We start from the raw sequence: 25,867 nt of genomic DNA, 5'->3' as shown, positions 1-25,867 counted from the left end.
CAGCTCATAGATCATAGCTAACAGTTCATGGCTTTAATCGTTCCACAGTTCCCTGTCCAAAGTCCGGTACTGAATAGCCTCTGAAACATGAGCCGCCGTAATGTGGGGTTCCGCTTCGAGGTCTGCGATGGTGCGACTCACTTTCAGGATTCGATCGTATGCCCTTGCCGAGAGACCAAGACGGGTCATTGCGGTTTTCAGCAGTCCTGCTCCTGCATCGTCAAGATGGCAGAAATGCCGTACCTCCCTGCTTCCCATATCAGCGTTGTTAAAAATGTGCTTGTAATCCTTGAATCTCTCCTGTTGTATGGCTCTTGCCGCGATAACCCTGTCCCTGATGGCATCGGAACTTTCCCCCTTGTGGACTGATGTCAGGTCTTTATATTTTACGGCAGGCACCTCGATGTGGATGTCAATTCTGTCGAGAAGGGGTCCCGAGATTTTACTCATATACTTTTGAATCTGGTTGCCGTTGCAATGGCAGTCGCGGGAAGGGTCGGTGTAATATCCGCATGGACACGGATTCATTGCTGCCGCAAGCATGAAGTTAGCCGGAAACGAAAGGGTCATTTTTGATCTGCTGACTGTGACGACTGAATCCTCGAGGGGTTGCCGCAACACTTCGATTACATTTTTACGAAACTCGGGAAATTCATCGAGGAACAGAACGCCAAAATGGGAGAAAGATACTTCTCCGGGTCGTGGCACTGTTCCGCCTCCAACCATCGCAGCATCAGACACAGTATGATGCGGGTTACGGAAAGGCCGTTCGGTGATCAGGGCCGTTCCTTTGGGGAGTATTCCGGCGATGGAGTAAATTTTGGTGGTCTCCAGCGCCTCATCAAAAGACAGAGGTGGAAGAATTGAGGGGAGCCGCTTGGCAAGCATCGTTTTCCCGCTTCCGGGAGGTCCAATCATCAGGATATTGTGTCCCCCTGCGGCTGCGACTTCGAGTGCTCTTTTTACATTTTCCTGACCCTTGACATCAGCAAAGTCAAGATTATATTTATTCAGATATCCAAAAAGTTCGGAAGTGTCGGTTACAACAGGTGTCTGCGATAGAGAGCCGTTAAGAAACCCGAAGATATCGATAAAATTCCTGAAGCCGTAAACTTCCACACCCTCAACAATTGAGGCTTCCTTTGCAGAGTCTTCAGGCAGAATGATTCGAGTAATCCCCTTTTGGCGGGCACAAACAGCGAGTGGCAATGCCCCCTTCACCGCTCTTAAGGTTCCATCAAGCGATAATTCTCCGAGGAAAATGGTGTTTTGAAGCTGTTGTTGAGGTACAAGGCCTTCGGCGGCGAGAATACCGATACCGATGGGCAGATCGAATGAACTCCCCTCTTTTTTGATATCGGCAGGAGCCATGTTAATGGTGATCTTTTTACCCGGGAACTTGATTCCGCTGTTTTTAATCGCTGCGGTTACCCTCTCTCTGCTCTCTTTCACGGCATTGTCAGGCAAGCCAACAATGGTGAACGCCAGCATCGCCTTTTCAAGATGGGTCTCAATTTCAACAATAAAAGCATCGATGCCAAAAGTGGCGCCCGATAAAACCTTCGAAAAATTTATCCTGTCTTCCATCAGTAATTTATTCCGGAATTGTCGTCTGAACAAAAATATTCAGTCTGAGTGAACAAACAATATCTATTTTAATGTTATCTAAAATAAGTAACTATCGTTAATTTTGAAGCGACATTTCAAAAAAAAGTGAGAAATTTTATGTACCGGTTATCAGCTTCAGGAATCGCATATACCAAAACAGGTAACGGCAAGCAGACCATCGTTTTTATTCATGGATTCATTTTCGATTCCTCTCTTTGGGACAGGCAGGTTGCTGAGTTTCAAGATGATTACACAATCGTCACCCTAGACCTAAGGGGCTTCGGTCGTTCCACCGATTGTGACGGGATGATAACCCTCGAGAGTTATGTTGATGACATTCTCGATCTGATAAAGGAACTCGGGATTAAAAAGCCTGTGCTCGCAGGTCTCTCAATGGGCGGATACATCACTCTCAGAGCAGCGGAAAGGGACCCGGGAAATGTAGCCGGACTAATACTTTTTGACACCCGCGCCACTGCTGACAGCGATGAAGCAAAAATTAAAAGAGCTGCCGGAATCCGCATCCTTAAGCAGGGCGGAATCAGGGTCTATGCAACAGCTCTCATGGAATCAATCTTCTCGAAATCTTTCAAGGAAAATGAACCCGACGAGTACAAAGGTTTTATCGACAGGGGGGCTGCTGTAAAACCAGAGGGAGCCATTGGTGCGCTTCTTGCAATGATGGGAAGAACCGGCACAACTTCATTCCTCGAATCGACTGACCTTCCTGTTTTGGCAGTATGTGGTGAATCGGACGCACTTACACCTCCCGCAGAGATGGAAGGGATGATGAAAAATGTGAAAAACGGTGAGTTCCATGTTGTAAAAAATGCCGGACACGGTACTCCCTATGAAAATCCGGCAGCGTCAAATGAACCTATTCGGGCTTTTATGAAGAGGTTTGATTGAGCATAAATAATGGCTCTGAAGTTCCCGTACCTCACCCTTCAAGATTGGATCCCGAGAGATACGATTATCAAAGGATACTGGAGATACATGAAGAGGCGTGCAGAAAAGGAGAATCGGTTTATCGTGATCCCTCCACAGGTTATTCGGTGTTCACTGCTTTTTATCATTTAAGAAGAGGTAGTTGTTGCAGAAGCGGATGCCGGCACTGCCCGTTTGTGAAGGACTAAACGGAGGCAAAAGTACCCATTTTGACAATAAATCTTGTCCCTTGGTTCTTCTCACTCTCGAAGGTTATTTCCGCAGAATTGATATCACAGTACTTCTTTACGAGGGCGAGCCCGAGTCCGTTGCCCTCAAAATTTCGTCCGTAACCCTGATCCTCCTGCCTGAAAGGAGAAAATACTGTATCACGAAATTCATTGGAGATGCCTATTCCTGAATCCGCCACTTCAACAATCAGCTTTCCATCCGGGGAAAGCGACGAAGTAACCTTGACGGCTCCTGTATTTGTGTATTTGATTGCATTATCCATCAGATTGCCGAATATCTGGGTTAGACTGTATTCATCACCCAGGACATGGTGGTCACCCTCGCCGAGACTGATGGCAAAATCCAGTCCTTTGAACTTACATTTCATAAGATATTCCCCGGCAAGTTTTTTAAGAACCGGTTTAAGATCTACCGTCCTGATGTGTGGAACAAAATTCCCCGACTGCAATTCAGCCATATTGAGAATCATGTTCAAAGTCCTTACTATCCTCTGTCCTGAATTTTCAATAGCTGTGAAGGTCGAAGAAAGATCCACACCTTCGGGGTTCTCTATTTCATCCCTTAAAATGTCGATGGAACCAAGAATTACATTCATAGGAGATCTGATTTCATGCGACATTTGTGAAAGGAAGTCAGATTTCAATTGGGCCGCTTTTTCCGCGTGTTCTTTTGCTTTCCTGAGTTCCTCTATGAGTCTTTTCTTTGTGATGACTTTCCATAATTCAGAGGAATAAATTTGAAGGTCTCTTATATCCTCTGTTGTATATTCTGTTTTTTTGTTACCTACACCGACAATGAGTTTTGGGAGTTCATCTTCAAAAACGGGAACGCTAAGATGCCTTTCAACAGGGAAATGTCCTTCCGGATAGCCGCGTTTTCCTGCCATGTGTTGATAATCGTTATGGACGGCGGGCTTCCCTGTCCTGACACAATCAGCCCAGACTCCCGCATCTTTCATTGGGTACTTAATCAGTTCAGGAATCAGACACTTTCCACCAACCGACTTCGACCAGGTAAATAGGTTCAGTGAGACATCACCTTCGACCTGTGTCTCCACGAAATGAATATACCCCACTTCACTTTTTGTGATTCTTACCACTTCCTCCATTGCAAATTCCACAACCTCTCTCTCCGAAAGATCCTGAATAGTCATCAATTCATGGAGTGAATTCAGCCTTTCATTCTGAAGTCTGAGATCTTCTCTTACCAGAACCACTTCCGTAATGTTGGCTGCTGTGAATGCAACATATCTTATTTCACCGGAATCCAGTATAATCGGTCTGTAAGCAACCCTCCACCAAATGCTTGTTCCATTAATATATTTTATTTCCACTTCCTTGCTTAGCGGGATTCCATTAAAGGCATCGTTCACATTTCTTTTAAACTCTTCGATGGAATCGATTGTAGAATAGTCGAGGATCGATTCTCCTTTTTGAGGACACCTCCGGTAAATGCTTTCGATCATCGTTTTTACCGATTTATTAAAATATTTCATCCTGAAATCGCGATCAATCAGAACAAGAGATTCTGCGGTATTTTCATACAACGCAACCAGGGTATGCGACAGGTCATCCAAAACCGCTTGAGCAGCCTTTTCTGCTGTGATATCTTTCACTATGACAAGGGTAGCTGTTCTGTCCTCAAAAGAGATTGTGGATGCCGAGACAGTTGCCGGAAACAAAGAACCATCCCTCCTCTTGCCGGTGATTTCGTATGAGGAAGGTATAAGATCCCCGCTTTCTCTCATCTTGTTTTTAACAATTGGAAGGGTTTCAGCGGGATTGACAGAGAAAGCTTCCAACGGTTTTCCGACTATCTCTGATTTATCTGTAATTCCGGTAAGACTGTAAAATGCCTCGTTGGCATATACAAATTTCTGTTCCTGCGTGACACAAACTGCGCTAAGGGAGTGGTCAAAAAGTTGACTCAGGGTTTCGGTGGTTATCAATTTAGATCATACTGTTCATGTTTAAGAAACTGACGAAGATGTAAGAAATTTTCTACAATAAAAGTCCAAATTAACTAAGTTGTATAAAAAAATTATTACGGTTCTCACAACTTCTGAAAATTTTTATTTCTGATTCATTAAAATTCCACGCAACGGGTCGATCCCGGCTCCACTTTACCACTTCTAAATGCACTCTCCTCGAAAATCGTTATATTTGCAGTTCTATTTTACAAGGAATCCATGAACTTTTTTGAAAAGCTTGCAAAGATAAAGGATAAATTCGACCGCATAAACGAACAACTCGCGGACCAGGAAGTCCTTTCTGACACCGATAAACTGATCTCTCTCAGCAAGGAGAGAAGCGACCTTATTCCAATGATGGAAGCTTTCGACAAATATTCCCGCGTAATTTCCGACCTTGCTGAATCGAAGGACATCCTGGAGAATTCAACTGACAAGGAGCTCATCGAGATTGCCCAGATGGAACTCGAGGGCTTAAAGGAACAGAAAGAACTTTTGGAGGAAGAAATTAAAGTTCTTCTTCTGCCAAAAGACCCCAATGATGATAAAAGTATTATCCTTGAAATCCGTGCCGGTACAGGTGGTGATGAAGCCGGACTTTTTGCCGGTGACCTCCTCAGAATGTATATGCGCTATGCCGAACTGAAAGGCTGGAAAACCGAGTACATCGATTTCAGCGAAGCGGGTGGACTTGGTGGCGTAAAGGAAGCAGTAGTTTCGATCTCCGGAACAGGTGTTTACGGTGAACTGAAGTGGGAAAGCGGCGTTCATCGTGTGCAACGAGTCCCGCAAACAGAAGCACAGGGAAGAGTCCACACATCAGCAGCTTCTGTGGCAGTACTTCCCGAAGTGGAGGATGTTGCGGTCGACATCAACATGAACGATGTGAAGATTGATGTGTTCCGAAGTGGTGGCGCCGGTGGTCAGAATGTGAACAAAGTGGAGACCGCCATCAGAATGACACATCTTCCCACGGGTATTGTTGTTCAGTGCCAGGATGAAAGATCGCAGCTTAAAAACCGTGAAAAAGCCCTGAAGGTTTTGATGGCTCGACTTTATGACCTCAAGAGCAGCGAACAAAATTCCGAAATTGCTGCCCAAAGAAAACTTATGGTAAAAAGCGGCGACAGAAGCGATAAAATCCGCACCTACAATTTCCCTCAGAACCGCGTAACCGACCACAGAATCGGGCTTACTCTTTATAATCTCAGTGATGTAATCAACGGTGATTTGTTTAATTTGATAGAGCAGTTAAAAATTGCCGATCGTGCTGAAAAGCTGCAGGCGGAGGTTTAGGAGAACAACAAAAATTTGAGGTTTGAGGTTTGAAGTTTCAGGTTTGAAAATCAAATAAGATGCAACTGCCTCTCCTCCAATTCCTCTTTCAGCAGTCCATAGACGAGCAGATCCCAGTCCTGATCGTTTTTGTGGAAGGATTTACGGAGGGTACCTTCGAGTTTAAAACCGTTTTTCTCGAGGACACGGGCTGAAGCTGAATTGGGTGACGCCACTTCTGCTTGAACTTTTATAATATCAAAATAAGTAAATGCAAAAGTTGTTATCTGACGGCAGACTTCGGTTGCAATCCCTCTGTTCCAGAATTTCTCACCAAACCAGAACCCGATCTCGGCAGTTTTCTTTTGCACATCGGTAAGAAGGTGTGCACCTGCAATTCCGGCCATCTCTCCATAATATCTCACTGCGAAAACCGATTGTATATTCCCCTCATTCATCAGTTTAATGAATTCTCTTGCGTGCTCGACTGTGTAGGGTTGCGGGAAGGAATCTCGAAGGTAGAGGGCGACTTTGGGGTTGTTCGCCACCTCGGCAAGCTCGGGAGCATCCTCAGGGAAAAGGGAAGTAAGTTCTATGATTTTTGATTCTGTCAGCAATCTGATTTCAATTTAAAAAGAAAACTCGAGTGCTAAATTAAAGAATCTTTCCGTGAAAATCTGTGGTACGCGTAACGGGGAACGAACCCCGGGGATTACCTGATACCAGGAATAACCTGCTATGTTGTAGTTATTAAATACATTTAGCACCTCTGCAACCACGGTAAGAAATTTTTCTTCACCAAGCTGAAATTTTGCGGAAAGCCCCATATCCGCCCTCATATAGAAGGGGAGCTCCCACCTTTTGTTGTAGTCAACCACGAGGTAGTTTTTATTGTCAGTGCCAACTTCAACTCTTCTCGGATGGTAGAGTGTCCCGGTAGCCACTGAAAAACGGAGGTGCGACTGCCAGTTCGGGTGTTTCTTGATCTTGTCCTGAAGAAAAATCTGCAGATTGTGCGTCTGATCCAAAAGTCTTCTTTCATACCCGCCGCTGCTCCCTTTCAGCCTCTCACCGCTGTCAAGGTAGCCATAAACGAACCAACTGTTCAGCCCCTGCTGAATCTCACCTCTGAGCATTATATCGAACCCCCGGGCAAATCCTTCGAGCGAATTTGATTTCCCGTAGGACATTCTCATCCCGTCAAAATCCACCGGAATAAGGTCATCAAGTGATTTATAAAAGAACTCTGCCCTCATCTCAAGTCCCTTTTTGAAGACATAGTGAAGTGCGGCGATGTAATGAATCGACTTTTGCGACTTAAGTGTCTGTGTCTCATCGGGTGAAAGATCACGAAGCTCATAAAAGAAGGGTGGCTGATTGTAAACCCCCGCCCTTAAATTCACGCTGAATTTTTCGGTAAACTTGTACTCGATACTGACTCTTGGCGACCAGAATGTCTCACCGTTATACCCTGTGGAGGTAAACCTCAAGCCCGCATTGATATCGAGTCTTTCATTCAAAGACATCTCATCATTCAGATAAACCGAGTAACTGTTCAGGGTCTGTCCGATTGTATATCTGATAATCTCGGGTGCTGCAGGGATGGAAATACCCCCCTGTTCTTTTCTCTCTTCATAGACCGAGTTGTCGAGATTGGCAAATTTGAGTTCTGCCCCGGCTTTAACTTTGTGGACTCCCTTCGTCCAGATAAACTCAGGTGCAAAACTGACAACAGCCAGATCGAGTGTGTTTTCCCCTTTTTCAATTGCTGATTTGAGGTATTCTCTCGTGTCGGGGTCGTAAGCATCGGGAATCAGGTAAATATCTGAAGTCAGATTTCTGGTTTCTGTTTCCTTGATATTGAACCAGGAAAGAGAAGCACCAAAAACGAGATCATTGCCAAGTCTGATTCTCGAATTTACCCCAGCAAGTGAAGTGTTGTAGCCATAGTTCGTGGCACCCGAATAGTCTGCGGCAATGCCCTGAATCACTCCATCAAGCCGGAAGTGCCCTGTCCAGTTAGAGGGTGTGAGATCGTAATTGTTGATAGCCTTCAGGAGGAAAAATCGGGTCGATATGTTCCTGTCGGGAACCCAGTTCACCATCAGTTGAAGGTCTTTGAAGTCGGGTCTGTAATCGCCTGAAGTGTGTTGCTTGCTTGAGAAAATCTTGGGATAACTCCACCGCCCCGCGAGCGACGCCGAGAGCCCCTCTGAAACATGATGAAGTGCAAGTCCGGCTGAGAGTAGGCCCGCCCTGAGTATGCCGCTGAAAGAGGGTCCCGCACCCCTTCCGTAATTAATCTGAAGTGCGGAAGCCATTTTGTCGCCAAATACCGCGGGAAATGCACCACCGAAAAAGGAGAGGTCTTTCACCAGATCCTGATTTACGAGTGACTGGTTTTCCTCGATTCCCTGCCTTAAAAGAAAGGGCCTGTATATTTCAAAACCGTTCAGGTAAATTAAATTTTCATCGAAACTGCCACCCCTGACATTGTAACCCGAAGTCATTTCATTGTTCATTTTCACTCCGGGAAGTATCCTGACCGTCTGCAGCACTTCCCCGTTCAGAGTCGGGATGTTTGCTATCGTCTCGGCTTCCAGGGTTTCTTTTTCCATTCCCTTTCTTTCACCAACAACAACAAATTCCTCTTCCAGATATGAAGCATGCGAAAGAATAACGAGTATGGAATCATTTTTTTTCGAAGAAACTTCCACCTGTATGGATGTGTCGGTGTATGCGATGTGTCTTACACGAAGAGTGTAGGTGCCGGGGAGAAGATCGAAACTGAATTTACCGTCTGTGGATGTGATTACACCAAGGGGAGTTTTTTGAATAAACACGGCACAGCCATGTAGCGGCTCACCGGTGGGGGTTACAACTTTCCCGGACAATGTGACTTGTGTGAAAATCGGCACTGTAACGAGGACCAAAACCAATAATATATACTTCAGACAGCTCACGGCATTCTTTGTGAAATTTTAAAATGGTAAAACTGTTACGCCGCCGAATCCTCCGGGTTTTTAATAAAATGGTTACTCAATATACCCTTCTCGAACTTTTTTAACAATTGCAAAGTTTATCTCTATGCAGGGTAAAGATTTTAAATCAATCACAAGGAACATAACAACATGAGAAAACTTTTTGTCATTCTGACGTTTGTCATCCTCACTTCGGGTGCCTATGCTCAGGAAAGCTGTTGCAGCCCTTCCGGGAAACAGGACAAATCCTCCACTTCAACCAAAACAGCAGGTGATGCTGTTGCAATGTTTGCAAGCAATGCAGACGATCCAAATTTTGTCGCCGCCCACCTCGCTCCAAAACCTGTAGCTCCTGTAAACGGACGCGGTGCGATGATCGAACTTACTCTTGCAGACAGATCAAAAGCATCGGCCTACTTCGTAAGAGCAAACTCGAAATCAAATAAATGGCTTATCGTTTTCCACGAATGGTGGGGATTAAACGACTACATTAAAAATGAAGCCGAAAAATATGCAAACGCTTTTCCAAATTTGAATGTCCTCGCTCTCGATTTGTATGATGGACAGGTTACAGCCAGCCCCGATACGGCAGCGATGATAATGAAGGGGATAAAAACTGAGAGGTCGATGAAAATTATTGAAGCCGCAAAGAAACATGTCGGCGGTGCCGCTGAAGTGGCAACCCTGGGATGGTGCTTCGGTGGTGCAATGTCGATGCAGGCAGCCATAATTTTTGGGAAACAGGCTAAAGCCTGCGTGATGTATTACGGTATGCCGGAGATGGACGCAAAGAAATTAAAAAATCTTACCGCACCGCTTCTTGGTATCTTTGCTGAGAAAGATACATGGATCAACAGGGATGTGATCAACGGATTCGACAAGGTTTACAGAACATTCAAACGCAAATATGAAATTAAATGGTTTGACGCAGTTCATGCATTCGCAAATCCGAGCAATCCCGAGCACAACAGTGCCATGGCTGCGGAAGCTGAAGAATTGTCAATGAAGTTTATTAAAACCCACTTAATGGGCAAAAAGTAAACTCCATCTTAAACACGAAGCTAAGAAGGAAAGAAGCTAGAAAGACAGGAGAAGTAACTGATTTGTGCCGGGGCACCGGTATGAAGCTCATACCATCATACTTGAATCTTCTTCGCTTCTTTTCTTCGTGTTAAAATTTCTTTTGGGGAATTTTAATTAGTCGACTAAACTAAGTGAAATTCTTTTCCTGTCAAGATCAACTTCAGTGATTGTTACATCAAGTACATCACCTGCATTGACAACTTCACTTGGATTTTTAACAAATCCTTTTTTCATTTTCGAAATATGAAGAAGACCATCCTGCTTTACGCCGATGTCAACAAAAGCACCGAAATCAACTACGTTTCTTACGGTTCCTTTGACTTTCATTCCTGGTCTGAGTTCTTCCATTTTCATAATGTTGCTCCTTAGTATTGGTGGGGGTAATTCTTCTCTCGGATCACGCCCCGGTTTTTTGATGTTTTCGATTATATCTTGAAGTGTTATCTCACCGACATTTATTTCCTGCGAAATTTTCTTCAAGCCAATCTTGTTTAAATAAAAATCTATTACTCCACCCGTCTCTTTAATCTCTTCAGGCTTTATATTAACCATCTGAAGCAGTTTTTTTGCTGCATCGTAAGATTCAGGGTGGATTGATGTATTGTCAAGCGGTTCTTCACCATCGGGAATCTTGAGAAACCCGGCACACTGTTCATAAACTTTGTCTCCCACACCACGCACACCAAGCAGTTCGCTTCTTCTTTTGAATTTGCCTTTGCTCTCTCTGTGTTTCACTATCCCCTCAGCGAGTCTTTTATTAAGTCCCGATACATAGGTAAGAAGTGAAGTGGATGCGGTATTGAGATCTACTCCCACATAGTTAACGCAACTGACGACAACATCGTCCAGCTTCTTTGCAAGGAGTTTTTGATCGACATCATGCTGATATAAACCAACACCTATCGATTTGGGATCAATTTTCACGAGTTCGGCAAGCGGGTCGAGCAATCTTCTTGCTATCGAAATGTTGCCTCTCTGTGATGCTTCAAGATCCGGAAATTCTCTTTTTGCCACCTCTGATGCGGAATAAACCGATGCACCCGCCTCGTTCACAACGATATACTTGCAGTCAAGCGAGTTTTTGTTGATCAGCTCCGAAACAAATATTTCAGTTTCGAGACTTGCAGTACCGTTGCCGATTGCGATTACATCAACTTCGAATTTTTTGATCAAAGCGGTTATAATCTTTTCAGCTTCAGCCGTTCTGTTCTGGGGTGGATGGGGATATATTGTAGCCCCGTCGATATACTTCCCTGTTTCATCTATTATCGCCACCTTGGTGCCTGAAGCAAAACCGGGATCGAGCCCCATTATTATCTTGCCGGCAAGTGGTGGTTGAAGGAGTATGTTGTGGAGGTTTTCGGCGAATACTTCGATTGCGTGCAAGCCGGCCTGGTAAACCAGTTCGTTGCGGACTTCCCTGTCGATCGAAGGGAATATCAATCTTTTGAATGAATCTTCAACAGTTTTATCAAAAAACTCCTCAAAATTTGAGGTTTTGAATTTGAAGAAACTCTCTTTAATCTTTAAGTTGGCTGCAGCAGGCTCCACTGTGAAGTGGACTTTAAGGAATTTCTCCCTTTCGCCTCTGTCCAAAGCCATAACCTGATAAGGTTTTAATTTCGTAATGTCAATTTGGAAATCGTAGTAGGTTCTGTAAACATCCTGTTCACCTTTTGCCCGGAGTTTAAGATTTTTCTCATCCTGCTCGGGTGCATCCGATGATTTTTCAGATTTAACAAGTGCCTCGTTGGAAACATGTTCACGGACGACTTTTCTTACTTCCGCATCCTCGCTGATCATCTCGGCAATAATATCGCTTGCGCCTTTTATTGCTTCTTCAACAGTAAGAACACCCAACTCTTCGTTAATGAACGGAATTGCGAGCTCTTCAAGTGATTGAATTTCATCGGGATTTGAAAGAAGGTGAAGCGCCAGCGGTTCAAGACCTTTTGCCTTGGCTACAGTTCCGCGGGTTTTTCTCTTTGGTTTGTAAGGGAGATAAAGATCTTCAAGTTCCTGGAGCTTAAGCGAGCCCTCAATCTTAAATCGAAGTTCATCCGTCAGCTTCCCTTGCTCCTCAATACTGTTCAGAATAACAGCTTTTCTCTCCTCAAGCATATTGAGGTAAGAAAGCCTGTCTTCTATGGTTCTGAGCTGATCTTCATCGAGACCGCCTGTCCGCTCTTTTCTGTACCGGGCAATAAAGGGAATTGTAGCTCCCTCTGCCAGAAGTGCCAGAACGGTATTTACCTGATCTCTGCGTAAGCCAAGCTCTTTTGTAATTTGATCGGGTATATTCATGCTAATTCGATTGGATTAATTCTTCTAATTCGGTTGGAATACTTCTTAGGCGTGGAGTAACTTTAAGGAATAAACTGTAAAAATAAATGTCAACAATTCGGGGGACTACTACTGCTTCTGCTTAAAAAATTGATTTCAATGGTTCAATGTAAGCAATTAATTTAATATGCAAGCAAAAAATTTCATTTTTCTCACTTTTTTTCGATTAATTTTTTCCAAATTTGATGATTTCGCCCGGATTTGGGAGCAAAAGCCTGAATTTATACTTCCTTTTGTTGTATTCTTTGATTATTGTCCGCTGAGGATCACCAATCGGTTCATCCCCCATAGCGAAGGTTCCGTAGTGCATCGGGATTAAATTTCTGGTTTTCATCTCCCTTGCACCTCTCAATGCCTGAAGCGGAGAGGTGTGATTTGGATGCATAAACCATCTGGGTTTGTATGCTCCGATTCCTATCATGGCGATATCCACCTCACCAAAGAGCTCACCGACCTCTTTAAAATGACTGCCGTATCCTGAATCGCCGCCAAAGTAAATCTTTGTCTCTCCCGATTTTATGAGGTATGCACCCCAAAGACGGAGGTTTCTGTCAAATGGTCCCCTTTGGCTCCAGTGCCTCGAGGGAAGAAAAATTACCGATAAGTCCTTCAGCCCGAGTGAATACTCCTGATACCAGCCCGCTTCCATCACCTTTACTCCCGGAAGCCATTCAAGCAACAAGGGAGTTGTACGAAGTCCCGTGAGGATGGTTACATCCGGATTTTGTTTGTAAATCAGCTTCAGGCTCTCCTCATCCATATGGTCACGATGGTCATGCGACAGGAAGATGTAATCAATCCCCCTCAGGTCTTCCGTTTTAAACGGGAGAGGGCTGTATCTGATGTGAAACGCTGTGGGAGCAGTAAGTACGGGATCGGTTAAAATTGTTTTACCACCAATTCTTATCAGGAACGAAGCATGCCCGACCAGCACCACACCCTCTTCCTTGCTTTTAAGGAATTGTGTGGCATCCACTGTTTTCATCCTGAATGTATCTTTTTTCTTTGCTTCAGCTTCAGGATTTCCCCATGCCTGCCAGAGGAAAAAACTGTTGAAATCCTGATCAGCGGGAAACTCGTGATTCTGAAACCTGCCGCTTTCATCCACAGGTGTACCCTTCCAGCCCAGTTTCACCGTTTTCAGCGTGTCAATCCTCATCGTCATGGTTGCGCGGTCAAAGTCTTTCAGGGAGACACATCCGCTGAAAACAATTGTCATGACGATTGTCAAAAGCAGACTTGATGTGAATTTCGGGTGGAGTTTCTTCATATTAGTTTAAATCTGATTGAGGGGTGAAAAGGTTCCATAAATCCAAAGTGTGATTTTTATTCAACTCATGCGAATAATGTAACAGCAAATATCTAAATTTTGGAAATGAATTCAATGAATATAAATCCGTGTCCCGGTTTGCAATCCGGCTCTTTTGGAAACAGATCGACAGCAGCAGAGAAAAAAACAAATGCTTAAAAACGAATCAGCTTTTGAAAAATTGCTCGAACAAAATTACGGCATCATCCGGAAGATTTCCAATCTCTATGGACAGTCACCCGACGACAAGGCTGATCTCTCCCAGGAGATTTCGATTCAACTTTGGCATGCTTTTTCGAAGTATGACGAAAATCAAAAATTCTCAACCTGGATGTACAGAATAGCCCTGAATGTTGCCATTACGCATTGCCGGAAGAACCGGACAAAAGGAAATTTCTTCACACGGTACGATGAAAATATTCACAATATCCCTGCTTCCGGAGGGGAGAACGACGAGAACAGGCTGGCTCTTTTGGAAAAGTTTATTTCCGAACTAAAGGAACTCGACAAGGCTTTGATGCTGCTCTACCTCGATAAGAAGAAACATGAGGAAATCGCCGAAATCCTTGGCATATCAACCTCAAATGTCGGCACAAAAATTGCCCGCATAAAACAATCTCTGAAACAAAGATTTGAAAATCATAAAGGAGAAAATAATGGAAGATAACACCCTAAACGAACTGATGTCTGAATATGACAAACACCTTGATACGGAAGGTAAAATCGAAAAACCGGTTTTGAAAAAAACGAATAATCCAAGAACCGGTATGAGGTACTACTTCATTCGCACCTGTTTCGAACTTTTGATCGGGCTGATTACAATTAACTTTTTGGGGAGTCTTCTCCTGAATAACACTGAATCCCCGTCTTTGGTAATCTCAGCTTCCCTGATAATGGTTTTTGCTGCAGCGATAATTGTCGCATCAGTACGACAGTTGCGGCTGATTCTGAAGTTTGATTTTAACAGGGATATCGTAACAAATCAGAGCATTCTGACGGAGTTGCAGACCCGTTTTCTCTTTTGGCTGAGAATTTCAATTCTGCAAATACCCTTTTTTCTCGTTTACATCATTCTCGGCTTCGCAATCTTTTTTAATGTGGACATCTGGGTACACGGCGACAAAACCTGGCTCTACAGTAATATCGTGTTGGGAGCAGTCCTGTTGATACCTGTAATATGGCTGTTCACAAAACTCACTCCCGGGAATGTTGAAGTGCCGTGGGTCAGGAAAACGATCATGCTGGCGGGCGGTGACCACCTGATTCAGTCAATGGAATACCTGGAACAGTTGAAATCATTCAAAAACAGTTAACTGCCTGTCCCCGGTATCCATCAAGTCCGGGTTATAATGCTCATTTTTTGGGGGGAGTTACCCGATCATCAAAGATGACATCGAAATGGAGCCGAGCACCAGTTTGTCATTGAACCATGAGATTTTTTCTTCCTCTTCCTTCAAACCAAGAGTATAGAGGAGAGGAAGGAAATGCTCGGGAGTTGGAACTGCAAGATTCATCTCTCTCCCGAATTTTGAATAGTCGAAGAGACTTTTGAAATCACCGTTTCCGATCGTTTTTTTCAATTGTGAATCCGCTTCATAAGCCCAGTCGTATCCGTATTCACTCTCGTTCATCTTGTCCCACGCGATTACACGAAGATTGTGAACCATGTTACCACTTCCAACAATAAGAACCCCTTTTCTTCGCAAAAATGAGAGCTCCTTTGCAAGTTCATAATGATATGCAGGGTCTTTTCGTCTGTCGAGACTGAGTTGAACCACCGGCACATCCGCATTCGGGTACATATGCTTTATCACGCTCCACGCACCATGATCCAGACCCCACTTCTCATCAAGCCCCACTTCTGTGGATTTCACCCCCTCTTTAATATCATTCGCCAGTTCGGGACTTCCCGGAGCGGGATACTGAACCGCAAACAGCTCTTTCGGGAATCCGTAGAAATCGTGAATCGTCTCGGGCTTTGGAACTGCCGTCACATATGTGCCGTAGGTCTCCCAGTGCGCCGACACACAAAGGATCATCGAAGGCTTCGGAAGTGTCTCTCCCGCTTTTCTCCACCCCGCTGAAAACTCATTCTCCTCTATCGCATTCATCGGACTCCCGTGCCCCACAAACAATACGGGCATCTTCCCCGTCGATTCATGCGTGTTTCTGATGTTTTTGATGTCGTTAAGGTTCATTTTTCTCTCCGTGTAAGTGATTATATGTTATAACATATATTTTTGGGGGGAAGTTCAATTTGGGGGTCCCCGTTATTTCTACGAACATTCATCCCTCTTCGAGGGAAGGTGTGGTAGGAGATACATTTTTTCTACGAACATTCATCCCTCTTCGAGGGAAGGTGTGGTGGGAATACATTTATTTCTACGAACATTCATCCCTCTTCGAGGGAAGGTGCGGTGAAGAAGACATTTATTTCTACGAACATTCATCCCTCTTCGAGGGAAGGTGCGGCGGGAATACATTTATTTCTACGAACATTCATCCCTCTTCGAGGGAAGGTGTGGTAGGAGATACATTTTTTCTTCAAACATTCATCCCTCTTCGAGGGAAATTCATTCATACAATTTTATCACAAAGGATTCCTGAAAGAATATTCATTCCATCCTTTCAAATCCTGAATATCGTGTTCAACACAAATGTCGCCCGGGCGAGTTTCCCACAAAGTTAGAATTTGTCGGTTGGACAATCGGGACGAATGTCGCTCCTTTTCCGAAACCGGAAGTTTCAACCAGATCATAGATCATAGATAATAGTTCACAGCTCCCCTCCCATTCCTGTTCAAAAATTATTACAATTCATAAAAATTTTGTTATTTAGAGGTTCCATTAATATATTTTTTAAAGGAGTTATACGAAATGGCGGTCATAAGACCATTCAGGGCATTGAGACCCGAAAAAGGAGTAGCCGAGCAGGTAGCAAGTGTCCCTTACGATGTGGTAAGCACTGACGAAGCAAGAAACCTGGCGGAAGGAAATCCACTCAGTTTTTTGAGAATTACACGGTCGGAACTTGAATTCCCGAATTCACAGGATCCGTATGCATCAGAGATATACGCAAAAGCAAAAGAGAATCTTGAATCAATAACTGCATCCGCCCCTCTGATTGAGGAGAAGGACGCTTCGTTTTATCTCTATCGCCTGACGATGGATGGAAGAAGCCAGACCGGAATTGCAGCTACATTTTCTGTTGATGACTACGACAACGACATCATCCTGAAACATGAGAAAACCCGCAAGGTTAAAGAAGACGACAGAACAAACCACATTATAACCACCGGTGCACAAACCGGAGTGGTTTTCCTTACTTATAAAGGTGTGCAAAGCGTCAATTCACTTGTGGCTGAGATCATCAAATCGACCGCACCGTTGTATGATTTTACCGCTCCCGATGGCATCCGTCATGAAGTGTGGCAGATACCTCTTGAAAACAACGGAAACATCGTTGAAGAGATAAGAAAAGTAAAAAATCTCTACATTGCCGACGGTCACCACAGAGCTGCTTCAGCTTCGAGGGCAAGAGCAGTGGCTAAAGAGAACAATCCGGCACACAGAGGTTCGGAAGATTACAACTACTTTATTGCCGTCCTTTTCCCTGCGGAAGAACTGAAAATACTCCCTTACAACCGCGTTGTAGTTGATTTGAACGGCAACTCCGTTTCAGATTTCTTTACTAAAATTCAGCGCAATTTTGAAGTGGTTGAGCACGGCGCCCCCTCACCTGCAAAAAAAGGTGAATTCAGCATGTACCTCGACGGAAAGTGGTACGGACTTAAACTCACCGGCGACCATTATGCCAATGGAGTGCTGAAGGGCGCAAATTCAGTTGGTGATACACTCGATGTAAGCATTCTGCAAAACTTCCTTCTCGAACCGGTGCTTGGGGTGGATGACCCGAGAACGAGCAAAAGGATCGATTTTATCGGTGGCATCCGCGGAACTGCAGAACTTGAAAAATTAGTGGACTCGGGTAAATTTGGTGTGGCTTTCTCACTCTACCCTGTAACCGTTGAAGATTTGATGAAAATCTCCGATGCAGGCGAAGTGATGCCCCCTAAATCAACCTGGTTCGAACCAAAATTGAGAGACGGACTCCTTACCCACCTCATCGAAGTGGAATAGGAACGGATTAAAAAACAACAAAGGAATACGGATATGGAAAAAAGAATATATAACTTCAGTGCAGGTCCCGCAATTCTGCCCGAGCCTGTAATCAAAAAAGCCCAGGAAGACCTCTTTATGCTTCCGGGTGTTGGCATGTCCATTCTTGAGATCAGCCACAGATCAAAAACATTTGATAAAATACTGCAATCAGCAAAAGACGGATTGAAAAAACTGCTCGACATCCCCGACAACTACGACATTCTCTTCCTTCAGGGTGGTGCAAGCCTTCAGTTTTCGATGGTGCCTCTTAATCTGATGCCCCCTGTCAACAAAGCAGACTACATCGTAACAGGTGCATGGTCGAAAAAAGCAGTAAAAGAAGCCAAAAGGGTTGGTGTTCCCAATGTTGTTTATACAGCAGAAGCAACCAATTTCGACAGAGTCCCTACACAGGATGAACTGAAATTCGATCCCGAAGCTGCTTATGTCCACTACACATCGAACAACACGATTTTCGGTACGCAGTTTGATTATGTCCCTGAAGTCGGAAATATCCCTCTCGTTTGCGACATGTCATCCGACATTCTCTACAAAAAAATTGATGTAAGCAAATTCGCTCTCATATATGCGGGTGCCCAGAAGAACATCGGACCTTCAGGCGTTACTCTTGTAATTATCAGAAAAGACATGCTCGAGAGATGCCCCGATTCGCTTCACACGATGTTGAATTACAAGACCCATACAGAGAACGATTCAATGTATAACACTCCGAATACTTTCGGAATCTACATCATCGACCTCGTTGCTCAGTACCTCCTCGAAAACGGCGGACTTGATGCAATGTATGAAACCAACAAAAAGAAAGCAGCACTTCTTTACGATTGCTTCGACAACAGCAACGGTTTCTACAAACCACATGCTCTGCCCGGAAGCAGATCGTTAATGAATGTTACCTTCAATCTGCCGACTCCGGAGCTCGAGAAACAGCTCATCGCTGATGCAACTGCTGCAGGATTCGACGGACTTAAAGGTCACCGTTCGGTTGGTGGTTTAAGAGCCTCCATCTACAACGCATTCCCGCTTCAGGGAGTGGTTGATCTGGTCGCTTTCCTCAACGATTACAAGAAGAAAAACTCGTAATCAGCCGTTTTAATCATTTTAATGAACGGAATGTGAGAAACTTTATTTTTCTCCATTCCGTTTGTTTATAAAAAAGGATGTGTCAGAATGAAAAAACTTCATTTTATTATTCCATTGTTTGCCTCTTTAATCCTGATTTCAGGGTGCAAAAGTGAGGAAAGGGTTTTTGCAATCGTAAAAACTGAAGTATATCCGATGTTGATCGACAGCACCGCTCAGCAATGGGAAATCAATATCCCCGTGATAGTAAAGGGACATACAGAAAATCCCGATGGTGAGAAATTCAAACGGGAAGTTTTGTTCTCGGTCGATCTTATTGCTCCTGACGGTAAAAAACTTGATACTTTCGAAGAACTCGATTTCGGCACCGAGGATGAGAGCAAACCCGATACCAAAATGGATGTGCAGTTTTACATTCAACCTGCAGACTCGGGTGAGTACACAGCAAAGATCAGAATAACCGACAAATTCACTAAAAAGACAATTACAAAAGACCAAAAATTTAAACTAAAATAAAGAAATATGACATCTCAAGAGATCAGACAGCAGTTTTTAGACTTTTTCGCTTCAAAACAACACAGAATCGTTTCGGGCGCCCCCGTGGTTCCTTACGATGACCCGACACTTCTTTTCGCCAACGCCGGAATGAACCAGTTCAAGGATGTTTTTCTCGGAACGGGTAAAAGGGAATATACCCGAGCCGCCGACACGCAGAAGTGTATCCGCGTTTCGGGCAAACACAACGACCTCGAGGAAGTGGGGCACGACACCTATCACCATACTCTGTTTGAAATGCTGGGTAACTGGTCGTTTGGTGATTACTACAAAAAAGAAGCGATTGCATGGGCTTGGGAATTGCTGACCGATGTCTGGAAACTCCCGAAGGAAAGACTCTATGCAACAGTTTACAGAACTGATGATGAGGCTCTTGAGATTTGGAAAACCGTGACCGACATCAACCCTTCTCATATCCTGAAATTTGACGAAAAAGATAATTTCTGGGAGATGGGTGAAACCGGTCCGTGCGGTCCCTGTTCCGAAATCCACATAAACCTTAGTGACAACTACGAAGATGCCTCCCTGGTTAACGCCGGTTCACCGGAATGTATTGAAATCTGGAACCTCGTCTTCATTCAGTTTAACAGGGATGAAAACGGAGTATTGCACGAACTCCCCGCAAAACATGTGGATACAGGTATGGGTTTTGAAAGACTTGTAGCCGTGATTCAGGGAAAAAGATCAAACTACGACTCCGATGTTTTCCAGCCGCTGATTAAAGAGATCGAGAACATTTCAGGTGCAAGCTATGCATCCAAAGATGATATCGTCCCGATAAGAGTGATAGCTGACCATATCAGAACCCTCTCGTTTGCAATTGCCGACGGCGCTGTTCCGAGTAACGAGGGAAGAGGTTATGTACTAAGAAGAATCCTCAGAAGAGCCGCAAGATATGGAAGAAAAATTAATCTTAACAACCCTTTCCTTTTCAAGCTTGTGGATACTCTCGCAGAGCAGATGGGGCACCAGTTCCCCGAGATAGTTGAAAACAAGGAATTTGTGAAGAAAATCATCAAAAGTGAGGAAGAGAGCTTTAATAAAACCCTCGACAGGGGTATCAATCACTTTGAGGAAATCGCAACACAGCTTTCAAAACAAGGAATAAAAGAGATTCCCGGTGCAGATGCCTTCAAACTTTATGACACCTACGGCTTCCCTGTAGATCTTACCAGAGTAATCGCTTCGGAGCAGGGTTTTACCGTGGATGAAGCTGGTTTCGAGAAGCACATGGCAGAGCAGAGGGAAAGAGCCCGCGAAGCTACAAAAACCAAAATCGGCACTGTAAACATTATAGCAGGCGGACTCGACAATTTCGAGACCATCAGCAGCGACAGCACCGCATTTACAGGTTACGAATCGCTGTCAGACATCGCTACGGTCACCGGATTAAAAAGGGAAGGCGATGCCGAACTGATAATCCTCGACAAAACACCGTTTTATGTGGAAGCGGGCGGTCAGATTGACGACACAGGTATCATCCGCATCGGTGAGAACAGCCTCGCAGTGGAGGATGTCCTCAAAAATGAAGGGAGAGTGATACATGTTGTTGACAATAAATCGGGTGTTCTCGTTGATACAGGGATGGAAGTAATAGCCGAAGTTGACCGTAAAAGAAGATGGGATATTATGCGCAATCACTCTGCAACCCACTTCATGCACTCGGCTCTCAGGAAAACGCTCGGCTCACATGTCCAGCAAGCGGGTTCCTATGTGGGTCCCGACAGACTAAGGTTCGATTTCTCCCACTTTGGGAAGGTATCCAAAGAAGAGCTCGCCGACATCGAGGCACAGGTAAATGAAGTTTTGAGGGAGAACATCCCTCTGACACACCACAGAAACATGCCGATTGAGCAGGCAAAGGGAATGGGTGCACTCATGTTCTTTGGCGACAAATATGGCGATCTGGTGAATGTGGTTCAGTTTGGTGACAAATCAATCGAATTCTGCGGCGGAACTCATGTTCGGAATTCATCCGAAATTGGAATTTTCAAAATCATCTCCGAGTCCTCCATATCAAGCGGTGTAAGAAGAATCGAAGCTGTAACCGGTGCGGGAGTTGAACGGTTCATCAACTCGCAATTCGAGAAAATTCACGAGGCAAACGATTCGATCGCCAAACTTCTTGATGAGAAACGAAAACTTGAAAAAGAAATAGCTGATTTCAAACTCTCACTCAAGAAACAGCAGATTTCAAAAGTTGTTGCCAATCCTGTAAGTTTTGAGGGAATAAACCTTTACAGTGCGAAGATAGAAGCTGAGAGCAACGAGGAACTGAAGCAGCTCGGTGACGATCTGAGAGACCATATGAAATCGGGTGTCGGGCTACTCCTCTCGGTGTTCGATGGTAAAGTCGGACTCGTTTGTGTGGTTACCGATGACCTTGTGAAAGGTAAAAACCTCTCCGCCGGAAAGATTGTTGGTGATGTTGCACGGATACTCGGTGGTGGTGGAGGCGGCAGGCCTCAGTCAGCCACAGCAGGCGGCAAGGATATTGAAAAAGTAGATGAGGCTCTGAAAGAATTCAGGAACATCACCGGTAAATATCTGTCAAACTGACAAATCACCCTGTTTACAGCCGGTAATATGAATTAAGAGTGAAAATTTCACATTTATTTAATTTTTTTCTTTGAAATAAGATCAGATTTCGTATTTTGCAGGAAGGAAAATCGATAAACCTAATTACATTATTTTAAATTAATGCGGCATGGTTTATCGATCGTTAAATGTGTCTTGAGAGAGTGTTCGAATTGAGGAACATCCGTGAAACGGGGACAGTTCTTTTGCCGCATACATCTCCGGGTATTTATCAAATCATCAAGGAAGAAGTGCAATGAAAATAACAAGGTTTTCACTGACAAACGGATCAACCAACACCAAAGCTCATTTTGATATTGAGACCACTGACGGCATCATATTAAAAGGTTTCCAGGTTGTTGAAGGAAGAGAAAGTCTTTTTGTAAGGCCTCCAAAAGAAAGAGGAAAAGACAATCAGTGGTATGACAGAGTTATTCTGCCCGAACCCATGAAAAGCGACCTGGAAGAGATGGCTGTCAATGAATATAACAACAGACGCGATCAATAACTAAATTCAAACAGGTTTTTAACCCCTCAAGACAACACTTGAGGGGTTTTACTTTCAAAACCTGATTCAAATCACTCTCGTGATTTTATATGGTTGGCGCCTTGCACACGCAACCAGAAAATAACCATGACGCATTCAGAGAATTCTGCATTATTGCTGCAAGTAAAGCGTTCGAGCTTTCGGACTGCGTTGATTATTGCCCTCGCCGGATTTCTGATCACCACGGCAATCGCCCTCTACATAAAATACTCCAACAGTTTAAGTCTTAACACCCGGTTCCATGAAGCAGCCCGTGACAGAGTGGAGAGAATTACTGAAAAACTGCGGAATGACATCGATGAGTTGAATGACATCAGGAAATTCTTTGAAGCAAGTGATAATATCACCCAGTCGGAATTTACTCAGTACGCCTCTTCTGTAATTCAGAATAATCACTTTTGGATCATTTCGTGGGCAGACCTTCTCAATCCAAGTGAACTCGGGAAGTCCGTTCCCAAAAAGTACCGGAAAGATTCTCTTGTCACCTCCGACGAAAAGAAACAGTCTTTTTTCCTTATAAAGACTATTGAGCCTTATTCCCGGTTTCTCCACTTTATCGACTGGGATGTGTCAACTGACAGTTTTATCAAAAGTTCAATAGACAGTTCCCTTGCCGATCAGTCAGTCTATATTTCTGAACCTCCCCGGACCCATTTCAGTGATACAACTGCCAATTTCAGGCTCATTCTTACACCCGTTTACAAAAATAAATCGGGCAGGAATGAACTCGATGGAGTACTCGTCGCTGTTTACCCTATAGATTCAATTGTCCGCTCTCTCTCAGTTGTTGAGCAACCGAAAGGATTAAGTTTCACTCTTTTTGAGGGGGATACAACCGGGAAAATGAGGGAAATCTACCATCTTCCCCCAAGGGTTGGAGCAGAGGAAGTGGTCGATGACTCTGACCTTCTCTACACTTCAAATTTCACAATCGCTGACAAGGCATTTATGGTCGAAGTCAGACCGAATGATTATTTTATAAGAAATAACTATGCAGCGAGTCTGTACAGTGTTTTAATTTCCGGGTATTTATTAACATTTTTCCTCAGCTTTTTTATCTATCGGTATTTGACAGGTAAACGGTTTAAGAAACTGGTGGCAGGGATTGCCGAGGAAGCCCGAAAGAAAAATTTTTCCATAATAACAGAGTTCCTGAACAGCTCAGTCGACATGATGGGGATGAAAACAACGAGGGGCACTCCTGTAACTTTCAATAAAATTTTTGCCGAATTTGCCACAGGTCAGAAATTGGACAAACTTCCGGCGGCAGGTGATCTGAATATTATTCCCGAATTGAGCGAACATTTGAGTACTCTTGATGACAGGATTCAACCCGACTCCGAAGTGGTGCTCTATCAATTTGAATTCAAAGGATTTGTATATGATGTACGGAAATTCCCCGTCATACTGGATGAGGACGAGTATTATATCGGTTTCATAATTCGGGACATAACCACGGAGATAAACCAGCTAAACGAGATTCTAGGTTATTCAAAAAAACTCGAAGACAACAACAGAACCAAAAATAAGTTCTTCTCAATCATTGCTCACGATCTTAGAAGTCCGTTTCAGGGGATACTCGGTTTTTTGGAAGTCATTCTGGATGAGTTTGAGGAGATCGATGATTCTGAGAAGAAGAAACTGCTCACACAGATTTTTGCCAGTACACAAAACATCTACGACCTGCTCGACAACCTGCTGGAATGGTCACGTACACAAACCGACCGCATCCCCTGCCAGCCGGAAAAAGTACTGATGACTGATGTATTGGATGTGATTACCGGATTGTACGGCACCGCTGCAGAGAAAAAGAAAATTAAAATAGAAAACAAAATTTCTGAACCTGTGTCGGTTTTTGCAGACAGAAACATGGTTCGCACCATTTTCCGTAATCTGGTTTCAAACGCGATAAAATTCACACCGGCCGGTGGAAAGATAACACTTGATTCCCGTTTCGTTCCCGCAGCAGCACATTCACTGCCTCATATCGTCTTTAGTGTCTCGGATACAGGTGTCGGTATCGACGCCGAGACAATCGGTAAGATTTTCAGGCTTGACGAAAAAACCGTAACCCGTGGTACCGAAAACGAAAAAGGAACAGGCCTGGGCCTGATCCTCTGCAAGGAATTCGTCGAGAAGAACGGGGGCGAAATCTGGATAGAAAGCACCCCCGGTAAAGGCAGTTCGTTCTATTTTACACTGCCTGTCAGCGAAGACTGAACAGGAATCTTCCTAAATTCTTCTCCTGAAGCCATCTCCAAGGATCTCATGTACATTATTGATAATCATAAATGCTGTCGGATCAACTTTGTGTACAATTTCGGTTAGAATCGGCAATTCTTTGTTTGTAACAACAGTATAAATGACCTCACGATCCACATTTCTGTAGAGACCCCTCGACTTTAAAGCTGTTGCACCACGGCTCAGTTCATTCATAATCGCTTCACCCACTTCATTGTGTTTATCGGTTATTATCAAAGCGGCTTTTGCATAATCAAACCCGTCGATGATAAAATCGATCAACTGTGACGAAACGAACAGAAGAAAAATTGCATAAAGTGTGAGAGAAAGAGCCGGTTTTTCGGGACTGAGACCCTTCTGATCGATGATAAACCCCGCAAGAAGTATCACAAAAATGTCGATCATTATGATGGCTGTACCCGGCTTGATTCCGTATTTCTTTTTCAGAATTGCTGCCACTATATCGGATCCCGCTGTTGTTCCTCCAAACTTAAAGATTATCCCGAGCCCCGTTCCAAGAAGAACCGAACCGATGAGAATCAGAAAGAGGAAGTCGTTTTGGAGCAGATCCTTCACTGTCTGGGTATCCTGAAGTCTGATAAACGGGACTCCGGGGAAATCGCCCCGTAACAGATCGATAAAGAATGAGTTTAATGTAAATCCATAAAAAGTCCTGATTCCGAACGATTTTCCAAGTTCTTTCAGTCCCCATATGTAAAGCGGCACATTCAATATCCAGATAGCCACACCAACTGGCAATGCCCCGTTCGTAAAATAGTAAAGCGCCATCGAAAGTCCGCTGACTCCACCCGGCACCACCTTTGCATCAATAAGGAAGATGCTGATTCCGAGTGCCATCACAAAAGCACCGAAAGCAATCAGTATATATTCAAGGATTATTTTTTTCTTCGATTTAAGTATTTCCATGGTTTCTCTTTT

21 protein-coding genes are annotated in these 25,867 nt (G+C 44.1%); 13 read left to right on the top strand and 8 right to left on the bottom strand.

The window, feature by feature from the left end; translation table 11 throughout:
- Positions 1 to 33 precede the first annotated feature (33 nt).
- A complete protein-coding gene (locus J0L60_03570; GenBank protein MBN8545191.1) occupies positions 34 to 1,587 on the bottom strand; it encodes a YifB family Mg chelatase-like AAA ATPase in 1,554 nt (517 codons plus the stop codon).
- 138 nt (positions 1,588 to 1,725) lie between these two features.
- On the opposite strand from J0L60_03570, the gene J0L60_03565 reads away from it, so the two are divergent.
- Both J0L60_03565 and J0L60_03560 read left to right on the top strand, forming a co-directional pair.
- A complete protein-coding gene (locus J0L60_03565; protein ID MBN8545190.1) occupies positions 1,726 to 2,517 on the top strand; it encodes an alpha/beta hydrolase in 792 nt (263 codons plus the stop codon).
- On the top strand, positions 2,514 to 2,744 hold the full coding sequence (locus J0L60_03560) for a hypothetical protein (protein ID MBN8545189.1): 231 nt from the start codon (positions 2,514 to 2,516) through the stop codon (positions 2,742 to 2,744). The genes J0L60_03565 and J0L60_03560 overlap by 4 nt, the downstream gene beginning before the upstream one ends.
- Here J0L60_03560 and J0L60_03555 read toward each other — a convergent pair.
- The gene (locus J0L60_03555) at positions 2,741 to 4,735 is read right to left on the bottom strand and encodes a PAS domain S-box protein (GenBank protein ID MBN8545188.1); all 1,995 of its coding nucleotides are present in this window, start codon (positions 4,733 to 4,735) and stop codon (positions 2,741 to 2,743) included. The two genes, J0L60_03560 and J0L60_03555, sit on opposite strands and share 4 nt — an antisense overlap.
- Positions 4,736 to 4,975: 240 nt before the next feature.
- On the opposite strand from J0L60_03555, the gene prfA reads away from it, so the two are divergent.
- Positions 4,976 to 6,052, top strand: a complete 1,077-nt coding sequence (gene prfA / locus J0L60_03550) for a peptide chain release factor 1 (protein MBN8545187.1) — start codon at positions 4,976 to 4,978, stop codon at positions 6,050 to 6,052.
- Positions 6,053 to 6,102: 50 nt separating this feature from the next.
- Here the strand turns inward: prfA and J0L60_03545 are convergent, their stop codons facing one another.
- The gene (locus tag J0L60_03545) at positions 6,103 to 6,648 is read right to left on the bottom strand and encodes a GNAT family N-acetyltransferase (protein ID MBN8545186.1); all 546 of its coding nucleotides are present in this window, start codon (positions 6,646 to 6,648) and stop codon (positions 6,103 to 6,105) included.
- A gap of 12 nt (positions 6,649 to 6,660) precedes the next feature.
- Positions 6,661 to 8,925: a TonB-dependent receptor gene (locus tag J0L60_03540; protein ID MBN8545185.1), complete on the bottom strand. Its 2,265-nt coding sequence runs from the start codon at positions 8,923 to 8,925 to the stop codon at positions 6,661 to 6,663.
- A 237-nt stretch (positions 8,926 to 9,162) separates the two neighbouring features.
- Here J0L60_03540 and J0L60_03535 point away from each other — a divergent pair, with 237 nt between their 5' ends.
- Positions 9,163 to 10,053, top strand: a complete 891-nt coding sequence (locus J0L60_03535; GenBank protein MBN8545184.1) for a dienelactone hydrolase family protein — start codon at positions 9,163 to 9,165, stop codon at positions 10,051 to 10,053.
- Positions 10,054 to 10,209: 156 nt separating this feature from the next.
- Here the strand turns inward: J0L60_03535 and J0L60_03530 are convergent, their stop codons facing one another.
- Together J0L60_03530 and J0L60_03525 are read right to left on the bottom strand one after the other, a co-directional pair.
- A complete protein-coding gene (locus J0L60_03530) occupies positions 10,210 to 12,399 on the bottom strand; it encodes an RNA-binding transcriptional accessory protein (protein MBN8545183.1) in 2,190 nt (729 codons plus the stop codon).
- 205 nt (positions 12,400 to 12,604) lie between these two features.
- On the bottom strand, positions 12,605 to 13,708 hold the full coding sequence (locus J0L60_03525) for an MBL fold metallo-hydrolase (GenBank protein ID MBN8545182.1): 1,104 nt from the start codon (positions 13,706 to 13,708) through the stop codon (positions 12,605 to 12,607).
- Positions 13,709 to 13,898: 190 nt separating this feature from the next.
- Here J0L60_03525 and J0L60_03520 point away from each other — a divergent pair, with 190 nt between their 5' ends.
- Together J0L60_03520 and J0L60_03515 are read left to right on the top strand one after the other, a co-directional pair.
- Positions 13,899 to 14,414, top strand: coding sequence for a sigma-70 family RNA polymerase sigma factor (locus tag J0L60_03520; protein MBN8545181.1), 516 nt, complete (start codon positions 13,899 to 13,901; stop codon positions 14,412 to 14,414).
- Complete coding sequence (locus J0L60_03515; GenBank protein ID MBN8545180.1) at positions 14,404 to 15,060, top strand: hypothetical protein; 657 nt, start codon at positions 14,404 to 14,406, stop codon at positions 15,058 to 15,060. Before J0L60_03520 ends, J0L60_03515 begins: the two co-directional genes overlap by 11 nt.
- Before the next feature lie 57 nt (positions 15,061 to 15,117).
- On the opposite strand, the gene ygiD is transcribed toward J0L60_03515, so the two are convergent.
- Complete coding sequence (gene ygiD, locus J0L60_03510) at positions 15,118 to 15,945, bottom strand: 4,5-DOPA dioxygenase extradiol (protein ID MBN8545179.1); 828 nt, start codon at positions 15,943 to 15,945, stop codon at positions 15,118 to 15,120.
- 59 nt (positions 15,946 to 16,004) lie between these two features.
- On the opposite strand from ygiD, the gene J0L60_03505 reads away from it, so the two are divergent.
- The 7 genes from J0L60_03505 to J0L60_03475 all read left to right on the top strand — a co-directional run bounded on the left by J0L60_03505 (position 16,005) and on the right by J0L60_03475 (position 24,907).
- Entirely contained in the window at positions 16,005 to 16,436 is a 432-nt protein-coding gene (locus J0L60_03505; protein ID MBN8545178.1) for a hypothetical protein, read from the top strand.
- 187 nt (positions 16,437 to 16,623) lie between these two features.
- The gene (locus J0L60_03500; protein ID MBN8545177.1) at positions 16,624 to 17,886 is read left to right on the top strand and encodes a DUF1015 domain-containing protein; all 1,263 of its coding nucleotides are present in this window, start codon (positions 16,624 to 16,626) and stop codon (positions 17,884 to 17,886) included.
- 33 nt (positions 17,887 to 17,919) lie between these two features.
- Complete coding sequence (serC, locus tag J0L60_03495; GenBank protein MBN8545176.1) at positions 17,920 to 19,008, top strand: 3-phosphoserine/phosphohydroxythreonine transaminase; 1,089 nt, start codon at positions 17,920 to 17,922, stop codon at positions 19,006 to 19,008.
- 87 nt (positions 19,009 to 19,095) lie between these two features.
- Positions 19,096 to 19,524, top strand: coding sequence for a hypothetical protein (locus J0L60_03490; GenBank protein MBN8545175.1), 429 nt, complete (start codon positions 19,096 to 19,098; stop codon positions 19,522 to 19,524).
- 6 nt (positions 19,525 to 19,530) lie between these two features.
- The gene (gene alaS, locus J0L60_03485; protein MBN8545174.1) at positions 19,531 to 22,122 is read left to right on the top strand and encodes an alanine--tRNA ligase; all 2,592 of its coding nucleotides are present in this window, start codon (positions 19,531 to 19,533) and stop codon (positions 22,120 to 22,122) included.
- 274 nt (positions 22,123 to 22,396) lie between these two features.
- Positions 22,397 to 22,648 (top strand): hypothetical protein, encoded by a 252-nt coding sequence (locus tag J0L60_03480; protein ID MBN8545173.1) that lies wholly within the window; start codon positions 22,397 to 22,399, stop codon positions 22,646 to 22,648.
- Between the two features lie 126 nt (positions 22,649 to 22,774).
- Positions 22,775 to 24,907: a CHASE domain-containing protein gene (locus J0L60_03475; protein MBN8545172.1), complete on the top strand. Its 2,133-nt coding sequence runs from the start codon at positions 22,775 to 22,777 to the stop codon at positions 24,905 to 24,907.
- 12 nt (positions 24,908 to 24,919) lie between these two features.
- On the opposite strand, the gene J0L60_03470 is transcribed toward J0L60_03475, so the two are convergent.
- On the bottom strand, positions 24,920 to 25,855 hold the full coding sequence (locus J0L60_03470) for a YitT family protein (protein MBN8545171.1): 936 nt from the start codon (positions 25,853 to 25,855) through the stop codon (positions 24,920 to 24,922).
- Between the last annotated feature and the right edge of the window lie 12 nt (positions 25,856 to 25,867).

Source organism: Ignavibacteria bacterium (genome assembly GCA_017302895.1).
In the GTDB taxonomy this organism is placed as follows: Bacteria; Bacteroidota; Ignavibacteria; order Ignavibacteriales; family Ignavibacteriaceae; genus UTCHB3.
Note: the sequence above shows the minus strand (reverse complement) of the source record. Positions and strands in the feature narration are given on the sequence as shown.

What these genes read in the sequence shown, in the direction of transcription:
- J0L60_03570 (MBN8545191.1), bottom strand. Translation starts at nt 1,587, where the DNA reads ATGGAAGACAGGATAAATTTTTCGAAGGTTTTATCGGGCGCCACTTTT.
- J0L60_03565 (MBN8545190.1), top strand. Translation starts at nt 1,726, where the DNA reads ATGTACCGGTTATCAGCTTCAGGAATCGCATATACCAAAACAGGTAAC.
- prfA (MBN8545187.1), top strand. Translation starts at nt 4,976, where the DNA reads ATGAACTTTTTTGAAAAGCTTGCAAAGATAAAGGATAAATTCGACCGC.
- J0L60_03535 (MBN8545184.1), top strand. Translation starts at nt 9,163, where the DNA reads ATGAGAAAACTTTTTGTCATTCTGACGTTTGTCATCCTCACTTCGGGT.
- J0L60_03530 (MBN8545183.1), bottom strand. Translation starts at nt 12,399, where the DNA reads ATGAATATACCCGATCAAATTACAAAAGAGCTTGGCTTACGCAGAGAT.
- J0L60_03525 (MBN8545182.1), bottom strand. Translation starts at nt 13,708, where the DNA reads ATGAAGAAACTCCACCCGAAATTCACATCAAGTCTGCTTTTGACAATC.
- J0L60_03520 (MBN8545181.1), top strand. Translation starts at nt 13,899, where the DNA reads ATGCTTAAAAACGAATCAGCTTTTGAAAAATTGCTCGAACAAAATTAC.
- J0L60_03515 (MBN8545180.1), top strand. Translation starts at nt 14,404, where the DNA reads ATGGAAGATAACACCCTAAACGAACTGATGTCTGAATATGACAAACAC.
- ygiD (MBN8545179.1), bottom strand. Translation starts at nt 15,945, where the DNA reads ATGAACCTTAACGACATCAAAAACATCAGAAACACGCATGAATCGACG.
- J0L60_03500 (MBN8545177.1), top strand. Translation starts at nt 16,624, where the DNA reads ATGGCGGTCATAAGACCATTCAGGGCATTGAGACCCGAAAAAGGAGTA.
- serC (MBN8545176.1), top strand. Translation starts at nt 17,920, where the DNA reads ATGGAAAAAAGAATATATAACTTCAGTGCAGGTCCCGCAATTCTGCCC.
- J0L60_03490 (MBN8545175.1), top strand. Translation starts at nt 19,096, where the DNA reads ATGAAAAAACTTCATTTTATTATTCCATTGTTTGCCTCTTTAATCCTG.
- alaS (MBN8545174.1), top strand. Translation starts at nt 19,531, where the DNA reads ATGACATCTCAAGAGATCAGACAGCAGTTTTTAGACTTTTTCGCTTCA.
- J0L60_03480 (MBN8545173.1), top strand. Translation starts at nt 22,397, where the DNA reads ATGAAAATAACAAGGTTTTCACTGACAAACGGATCAACCAACACCAAA.
- J0L60_03475 (MBN8545172.1), top strand. Translation starts at nt 22,775, where the DNA reads ATGACGCATTCAGAGAATTCTGCATTATTGCTGCAAGTAAAGCGTTCG.
- J0L60_03470 (MBN8545171.1), bottom strand. Translation starts at nt 25,855, where the DNA reads ATGGAAATACTTAAATCGAAGAAAAAAATAATCCTTGAATATATACTG.